Here is an 8,182-nt window from a genome sequence, read left to right as displayed (position 1 = left end):
GCCACGCCCTGCGCGGCGCCCCAGACGCCCATGCGGGTGCCGCGCTCGGCCGGGTCGCCCGTCCCTGCGAGCCCCATCATCGTGCCGATGGCCGCGACCGCGTAGACGCCGTTGGCCAAGCCCAGCGCGAAGACCGCGGCGCGCAGGGGGAAACCCGGCCCGGCCGAGGCCGCCGCGGCGATCGCCAGGAGCGCCAGCCCCGAGCCGAGGCAGCCCGCCACGGTCCAGAGCCGGAGCGAGCCGAAGACCGGTCCGCCGATCCCGGCGGTGACCGCGGCCACGCCGAGCATCCCGGCGAGCACGCCGCCGTGCTGGAGCCCGGAGAGCTTGGTGGTGGCCCCCGGCGTCATCGCGAAGGCGAGGCCGGCATAGGGTTCCAGGATCAGTTCCTGGGCGCTGTAGGCCAGCATCGAGACGAAGATGAACAGCGTGAAGCGGCGCGCGTCCGGCTCGGCCAGCACCCGGGCGAGCACGGCGCCGAAGGGCGCCTTCTGGACGGCGGCGGCCGGCGCCGCGCCCCGCCCCTCGACGCCCGCGACCGCGAGGCAGGCGACCGCGAAGGCCAGGACCGAGACCGTGCCGGAGACCGCCATCAGCCGGGCGCCCGAGAACGGGTCGAGGAAGTGCCCGGCGAGGGGGGCGGTCACCGCGAAGCCCGCAATCATCATCACCCAGACGATCGTGGCAGCCGCCCCGCGCCGCCCCTCGGCGACGCCGCCCGACAGGAGCACGAGGAGCGAGGTGCCGGCGGCCCCCGCCCCCATGCCGACCGTGAGGAAGGCGAGGACGGCGAGCGCGAGCCCCGCCGCGAGGTGGTGCGCGGCGAGCGCGGTGGCGCAGGCGGTGCCGAAGCCGCCCAGACACAAAGCGGCCATGCCGCCGACGATCCAGGGCGTGCGCCGCCCGTGCCGGTCGGAGCCGTAGCCCCAGCGCGGGCGCAAGGTCTGCACCGCGTAGTGCAGGCCCAGCAGCCCCCCCGGCACCAGGGCGGGCAGCGCCAGCTCCACCACCATCACCCGGTTGATCGTCGAGGTGATCAGCACCACGACGGCGCCGAGCGCGGTCTGGACGAGGCCGAGGCGGGCGATCTGGGCCCAGCTGAACCCGGAGGCCATCACGCGGCCCCCTGCAGGAGGGGGCGCAGCGCGAGCGCCGCGGCCAGCATGCCGAGCACGTAGAGGGTGGTGCCGGTGCCGTTGTACCACGCGGCCCGCCCGCGCGGATCGGCGAGGAAGCGTGCCATCAGGGCGGCCTGGCCCGCCAGCAGGGCCGCCACCAGGGCGGCGTGCCAGGGCCGGTCCCAGGCGGCCAGCAGCGCGATCACCGCCCCTTGCGGCAGCGCCATCACCCAGCAGGCGAGGCGGGCGGCACGCGCCGGCCCGAGTTGCACGGGCAGCGAGGCGATGCCGGTGCGCCGGTCGCCCTCGACCGACTTGAAGTCGTTGAGCGTCATGATGCCGTGGGCGCCCACCGAGTAGAGGAGCGCCAGCGCCAGCACGCGCCGGTCGGGCAGCGCAGCGGCCATCACGGCGGCGCCGGTGAACCAGGGCAGGCCCTCGTAGCAGAGCGCCACGGCGGCGTTGCCCCACCAGCCGTTGCGCTTCAGCCGCACGGGGGGCGCCGAGTAGATCCAGGCCAGGATCAGCCCGAACACGGCCGCCGCCAGGATCCAGGGGCCGAGCGCGGCCGCGACCGCCAGCGAGAGCGCCGTCCAGGCGGCGGCGAGCCCGAGGCCCCAGCGGCCCGGGATGCGCCCCGAGGGGATCGGCCGGCCGGGCTCGTTGATGGCGTCGACCTCGCGGTCGAACCAGTCGTTGGCGGCCTGGCTGGTGGCGCAGACGAGGGGCCCTGCGAGCAGCACGCCCGCGGCGATCACCGGCCACTGCCCGGAGGCGGGGATGCCCGACGAGACCACGCCGCAGGCGAACGCCCACATCGGGGCGAACCACGTGAGCGGCTTGAGAAGCTCGACGACTGCGCTCGGGGCTGGCGTGGCCATGGGAGGAGGCTAGGTTCGGGGGCGCGGATGTGTCAAGTCAAATTTACACCTCGGGGCGAGTACGCGCCGCGGCTCGTCGTGCTGCACCGCACGAATACTTCAGGATTAGAGCGGCCGCCGGAGGATGTATTCCGTATTCAGGGCGCTGCGGGGGCCGAGGCGGGCGACCGGTCCGCAAGACCCTCCTGTCCCCCTGTGCGGGGCAGGGAAGGTGCGATCAGGGAGATTCAAGCCGCCCCGAAGCCGCCCCGAAGCCGCTCCTAAGCCTCGTCCGGCCCGTCGAGATCGCCGATGCCGTAGCGGCGCATCTTGGCGTAGAGACCCTGGCGGCTGAGGCCGAGCATCTCGGCGGCCGAGGCGCGGTTGTCGCGGGTGATGCGGAGCGCCGCCTCGATGCAGAGCTTCTCGATCAGGTCGGTGGTCTCGCGCACCAGGGTCTTCATCGAGACGCGGCCGACGAGCTCGGTCATCTGCTCGACGGAGCGGGGCAGGGTGGTGCCGGCGGGCGGCGCCGACCGGCGCGGCCCCGACCGGAACGAGAAGCCGAGGCAGCCCTGGCCCGGCACCGCGACGGCGGCCACCTCGACATCCTCCACCGAGCCGTACTGGCCGCGCAGCACCGTGCTGAAGCGGCGCACCGAGCCGTGGTCGCGCAGGGTCGCGAAGAGCGCCTGCGCCTCGGTCTCGTCGTGGCCGAGCCAGGCGTCCAGGGGCTGGCCCCGGGCCTGCTCCTCGGTGGCGAGCTGGGAGAGTTCGAGGAAGGCGGTGTTGGCGGCGAGCACCCGCCGCCCGGCATCGGTGACGACGAAGCCCTCCGGCATGGCCCGCAGCACCTCGGCCGCGTGGGCGGCGAGCCCGTGGGCCGCCTCGCCGTCGGCCGGCAGGCTCAGGCGCACGAGCACGCTGGTGGCGCTCTCGCCGCGGAACAGCGAGGCCGAGACCGTGGCGGCCCCGCGCCCGTGGGCGAGCCGGGCCGAGACCTCGGGGGCCTCGCCGGAGACCCGCAGGGTGGCGAACAGGGTCTCGACCGCCCGCGCGCTGCCGGCCTCGAACAGGTCGACCGCGTCGAGCCCGGCCAGGCGCTTCGGCGCGCGGCCGAACAGGCGCGCGGCGGCCGGGTTCGCCTCGGTGATCCGGCGCGTGCCCGCATCGACGACGAGCACCGGCTCGCCCGAGAGCTGGAACAGCAGTCGGTAGCGGGTCTCGGCGGCGCGCAGGCGGTCGTAGTCGCGCTCCAGCGCCTGCTGGGCGTCCGCCAGCCGGTGCTGCAGGGCCGACACCGCCCGCAGGTTGCGCCCGACCAGGATGACCGGGCCGCCCGCCTTCGGCCGCAGGGCGGCGTAGCGCACCGGCAGGTCCGGCCCCTCGGGGCTCGGATGGTTGACCTGCCGCCAGCGGGTCACCGCGTCGGCCCGGGCCTCGCGCAGCAGGGCCTCGACCTTCGGGCGGCTCTCGACCGTGACGGTGTCGCTGAAGGGCCGCCCGCGCCAGGCCGCCACGGTGCCGGGCCCCGGATCCTCGCCCGCGGAGGCCGCCTCGCGGATCACCCCGTCCGCGTCCACCACCAGGGAGAGGTCGCTCCCCGCCGCGACGATCAACCCCGCCGCCTCGCCGTCGAGGAGGCCGGCCGGGAGCGACAGCGCCGTGGCGGGCGCGCGCGGGGCAGGGCGGGCAGGTGCGCTCACGGTCACCACGTCTGATGGGCACCACGTCTGAGGGGCCGGATGGGTCCTTTCAACAGGCTCGCGCCCGCATTTCAAGCAAGGATTCAGCAAGGGCCGGCGCGGTCGCGGCCTCGCACAGCCCGGCATCGGCCCCGGCGGCGACGGCACATTCGGGGTGGCGCGCCACGTAGGCGCCCCCGACCAGGACCCTCAACTCGCGGTTGCAGGAGGCGGCCCGCAGGGTGGCGACCGCCGGCGCCAGCGCCGGCGCGTTCACGTCGCAGGCCAGCGTCAGGCCGACGACGTCGTGGAAATCGCGCGCCAGCACCGCCGCGCCCCGGTCCGCCTCCGCCGTATCGACCGTCCAGCCGGCCTCGCGGAAGGCGCTCGCCACGAGCGCGAGGCCGAAGACGTGCGTCTCACCGGGACAGGGCAGGAGCAGCACGCTGCGCCCCCGCGCCGGCGGCTCGGTCTCGAGGCGGGCGCAGAGCGTCCGGGCGACGGCCTGGAGCCGCCCGAGCCCGACCGTGACCGCCAGGAAGTCGCAGGCATCCTCCTCCCAGAGCGCGCCGAGATGGCGCGCGGCCGGGGCGAGCAGGTCGCCGAGCAGGCTCTCCAGGGGCAGCCCGCGGGCGAGCAGCGCGTCCACGGCGGGCCGGGGGTCGTCGCCCTCCGCCCGCGGCGGAGCGAGCAGCAGGTCGGCGAAGCGGGCCACCTCGTCCTGGCTCGGACGCCGCGCCGCCCGCGGGGGCGGGGGCTCGGCGTGGACCAGCATCAGGCGGGGCAGGATCTCGCCCTCGATGAGGCGGGCGAGCGCGCCCGGGCGGTCGAAGCGCGCGCGGTGTTCGGAGAACCCGGCATCGTCCGGCGCGGCGTCCTCCAGCAGGGCGCAGCCGAACGGGTCGCCGAGGGCTTGATGCCGGCGGAAACACCGTGCCTCGCTCATCGGCGGCCTCCCTGCTCGCGCGTCGAACGGACCTCTCGGGCGACCGGCCGGGGCATCTCGTCGGGCAACCCGCGGCTCGATCGTCATGAGCCGCGGGATCCGCCCGGCGGACGGGCGTTCCGGAACAAGGCGTCGGGGGCCGGTCTGGCGGCGGACGGTGCCCGGGGGCCGGGCCTCCGTATGGCGTGCTCCCTGGGGGAGTCTGTACTGGCGACCGAACGAAGCGGCCGAAGCCTGACGATACGCCGATCCGGCCGTCTGGCAATGGTCTAGACTGAAAAAAGTCGCCGCCTGTAGGCCGCATCACTGTCACGATGTGATTACGTAAAGCCAACTTGACACTTGCGGAAGCGCGGGCCTAGGCTCCCTCTCGTTCGGGCCTTTCCGGAGGCCTGGTGCGGACAGGGGTGGACGCGATGGGTCCAGGCCGGCCGACGAGACCGCTCTACACGCGGGAAGAGCGCCTGCGCCGGGACGCCACGCCCTGGACGCTGGTGCAGGGGGTGTTGGCCCCGCTGCAATTCGCGGTCTTCCTGGTGAGCCTCGCCCTGGTGCTGCGCACGCTCGCGACGGGGGAGGGCCTCTGGGCCGCCAACCTCTCGGTCGTGGTCAAGACGGGCGTACTCTACGCCATCATGGTCACCGGCTCGATCTGGGAGAAGGCGGTGTTCGGGCGCTACCTGTTCGCCCCGGCCTTCTTCTGGGAGGACGCGGTGAGCATGCTGGTGCTGGCGCTGCACACGGCCTACCTCGCCGCGCTCGTCGGCGGAGTGCTCGCCCCCGAACCGCTGCTGCTCCTCGCGCTCGCGGCCTACGGCGCCTACGTGGTCAACGCGGGCCAGTTCCTGCTGAAGCTGCGCGCGGCGCGGCTCCAGATCGCGGGAGGCCGGCCGTGAACGCGCCCGTCCGCCCCGAGAGCTGCGGCATCGATCTCGCGCGCGAGCGCGGCCAGCGCGCGGTGTTCTGCGGGCTCACCGGCATCGTCTGGCTGCACCGCAAGATCCAGGACGCCTTCTTCCTCGTGGTCGGCTCGCGCACCTGCGCGCACCTGATCCAGTCGGCGGCCGGCGTGATGATCTTCGCCGAGCCCCGCTTCGCCACCGCGATCCTCGACGAGCGGGATCTGGCCGGCCTCGCCGACGCCGAGGACGAGCTCGACCGGGTGGTCGAGCGACTGGTCGCCCGGCGGCCCGACATCCGGCTCCTCTTCCTCGTGGGCTCCTGCCCGTCGGAAGTGATCAAGCTCGACCTCTCACGGGCGAGCTTGCGGCTCTCGCGCCGCCTCGCGCCCGTGCGGGTGCTCTCCTACTCGGGCTCGGGGATCGAGACCACCTTCACGGAGGGCGAGGACGCCTGCCTCGCCGCCCTGGTGCCGGAGTTGGCCGAGGCGCTTCCGGAGCCGGAGGCGCCGGCGGGCGAGGCCGGCCTGCTGGTCGCGGGCGCGCTCGGCGACGTGGTCGAGGACCAGTTCGCGCGCCTCTTCGCCGATCTCGGCATCCCGGTCCGCTTCCTGCCGGGGCGCAGCGCCGGGACGATGCCCGCGATCGCGCCCGGCCAGCCCTTCCTGCTGGCCCAGCCCTTCCTCGCGGGCACCGCCCGGGCGCTCGAAGCGCGCGGCCTGCACCACCTGCCGGCCCCGTTCCCGCTCGGCGCGGAGGGCACCACCGGCTGGCTGCGCGCGGCGGCCGACGCCTTCGGGGTCGATCCCGCCCGCTTCGAGGCCGCGACCGCGCCGGGCCGGCGCCGGGCCGCGACCGCGCTCGCCCCCCACCGGGCGCGGCTCTCCGGCAAGCGCGTGTTCTTCTTCCCCGATTCCCAGCTCGAAGTGCCGCTCGCCCGCTTCCTCGCGGCCGAGCTCGACGCCGAGATCGTCGAGGTCGGCACGCCCTACCTGCACCGCGGGCACCTCGCCCACGAGATCGCCGGCCTGCCCCCCGGCACCCGCGTGGTCGAGGGCCAGAGCCTCGACGACCAGATGGACCGGGCGCGTGCGGCCCGGCCCGACCTCACGGTGTGCGGGCTGGGGCTCGCCAACCCGCTCGAGGCGGAGGGGCTCGCCACCAAGTGGTCGATCGAGCTCCTGTTCACCCCCGTCCAGGGCTACGAGCAGGCGGGCGACCTCGCCGAACTCTTCGCCCGCCCCTTGAGGCGGCGCGGGCTGTTGGAGGTCTAGATGCAGCTCACGCTCTGGACCTACGAGGGACCGCCCCATATCGGCGCGATGCGGGTCGCCACCGCGATGCGCGGCCTGCACTACGTGCTGCACGCGCCCCAGGGCGACACCTACGCCGACCTCCTGTTCACGATGATCGAGCGGCGCGACGCCCGCCCGCCCGTGACCTACACCACCTTCCGGGCCGAGGATCTCGGGCGCGACACCGCCGCCCTGTTCAAGCAGTCGGTCTCGGACGCCTACGCGCGCTTCCGGCCGGAGGCGATCATCGTCGGCGCCTCCTGCACGGCGGAGCTGATCCAGGACGATCCGGGCGGGCTCGCCCGGGCGCTCGGCCTGCCGGTGCCGGTGATCGGCCTGGAACTGCCCGCCTACCAGAAGAAGGAGAACTGGGGCGCCTCCGAGACCCTCTACCGCCTGGTGCGGGCGCTCGCGGGGGCGCGGCGCGAGGCACCCGCGGATCGGCGCCTCTGCAACATCCTGGGCCCGACCGCGCTGGGCTTCCGCCACCGCGACGACCTCGTCGAGGTGCGCCGCCTTCTCGACACGCTGGGCATCGGTGTGAACGTGGTGGCGCCGCTGGGCGCGAGCCCCAGCGACCTCGGGCGCTTGGGCGACGCCGCCTTCAACGTGGTGCTCTACCCCGAGATCGGGCGGGCGGCGGCGCAGTACCTGGAGAAGGCGCTGGGCCAGCCCTTCTGCGAGATCCCGCCGATCGGCGTCGGCGCCACCCGGGACTTCATCGCGGCGGTGGCCGCGCTGGCGGATGTCGATCCGGCCCCGGCGCTCGACGCGCCGGAGTCCCGGTCGCCCTGGTACGCCCGCTCGGTCGATTCGACCTACCTCACCGACAAGCGCGTCTTCGTCTTCGGCGACGCCGCCCACGCGGTGGCGCTCGCCCGCGTCGCCGCCCGGGAGATCGGCTTCCGGGTCGTCGGGCTCGGCACCTACGAGCGCGGGTTCTCCCGCGAGGTGCGGGCCGCGGCCGCCCTCCACGGCATCGAGGCGCTCGTCGCCGACGACTACCTCGACGTCGAGGCGGCGATCCAGGCGGCGGCGCCCGACCTCGTGCTCGGCACCCAGATGGAGCGCCACGTCGCCAAGCGGCTGGGCATCCCCTGCGCGGTGATCTCGGCGCCCGCCCACGTGCAGGACTACCCGGCCCGGCACGCGCCGCTGATGGGCTTCGAGGGCGCCAACGTCCTGTTCGACACCCTGGTCCACCCGCTGATGATGGGGCTGGAGGAGCACCTGCTCGGGCTGTTCCGCGAGGACCGCGAGTTCCACGCCGACGCGGCGGCGTCGCATCTGGGCGCCGGGCACGCCGTCCGACACCAGGAAGAGTCGCGGGTCCCCTCTCCCGTGCGGGAGAGGTCTGCTTTCGCAGAAAGCCGGGTGAG

7 protein-coding genes are annotated in these 8,182 nt (G+C 74.8%); 3 read left to right on the top strand and 4 right to left on the bottom strand.

Annotation, left to right across the window (positions count from 1 at the left end; all coding sequences use genetic code 11):
- From AX737_RS13370 to AX737_RS13355, 4 genes are all read right to left on the bottom strand, one after another.
- The coding region (locus AX737_RS13370; protein WP_066922073.1) for a BCD family MFS transporter at positions 1-1,115 on the bottom strand (1,115 nt) is incomplete at its 3' end.
- The gene (gene chlG, locus AX737_RS13365) at positions 1,115-1,999 is read right to left on the bottom strand and encodes a chlorophyll synthase ChlG (RefSeq protein WP_066922071.1); all 885 of its coding nucleotides are present in this window, start codon (positions 1,997-1,999) and stop codon (positions 1,115-1,117) included. The genes AX737_RS13370 and chlG, both read right to left, overlap by 1 nt.
- A 260-nt stretch (positions 2,000-2,259) precedes the next feature.
- Positions 2,260-3,693 (bottom strand): transcriptional regulator PpsR, encoded by a 1,434-nt coding sequence (gene ppsR / locus AX737_RS13360; protein ID WP_066922069.1) that lies wholly within the window; start codon positions 3,691-3,693, stop codon positions 2,260-2,262.
- Between the two features lie 40 nt (positions 3,694-3,733).
- Positions 3,734-4,609 (bottom strand): cobalamin-dependent protein, encoded by an 876-nt coding sequence (locus AX737_RS13355; RefSeq protein ID WP_066922067.1) that lies wholly within the window; start codon positions 4,607-4,609, stop codon positions 3,734-3,736.
- A gap of 416 nt (positions 4,610-5,025) precedes the next feature.
- Here AX737_RS13355 and bchF point away from each other — a divergent pair, with 416 nt between their 5' ends.
- The 3 genes from bchF to bchB all read left to right on the top strand — a co-directional run.
- Positions 5,026-5,505, top strand: a complete 480-nt coding sequence (gene bchF, locus AX737_RS13350; RefSeq protein WP_066922065.1) for a 2-vinyl bacteriochlorophyllide hydratase — start codon at positions 5,026-5,028, stop codon at positions 5,503-5,505.
- Positions 5,502-6,782, top strand: a complete 1,281-nt coding sequence (locus tag AX737_RS13345) for a ferredoxin:protochlorophyllide reductase (ATP-dependent) subunit N (protein ID WP_066922064.1) — start codon at positions 5,502-5,504, stop codon at positions 6,780-6,782. The genes bchF and AX737_RS13345 overlap by 4 nt, the downstream gene beginning before the upstream one ends.
- Positions 6,783-8,182, top strand: a 1,400-nt coding sequence (gene bchB / locus AX737_RS13340) for a ferredoxin:protochlorophyllide reductase (ATP-dependent) subunit B (RefSeq protein WP_156453694.1), incomplete at its 3' end; no start/stop codon positions are given. It abuts the gene before it with no gap.

Origin of the sequence: Methylobacterium sp. CCH5-D2 (assembly GCF_001556475.1) — a bacterium.
Classification (GTDB): Bacteria; Pseudomonadota; Alphaproteobacteria; order Rhizobiales; family Beijerinckiaceae; genus Methylobacterium; species Methylobacterium hispanicum.
Note: the sequence above shows the minus strand (reverse complement) of the source record. Positions and strands in the feature narration are given on the sequence as shown.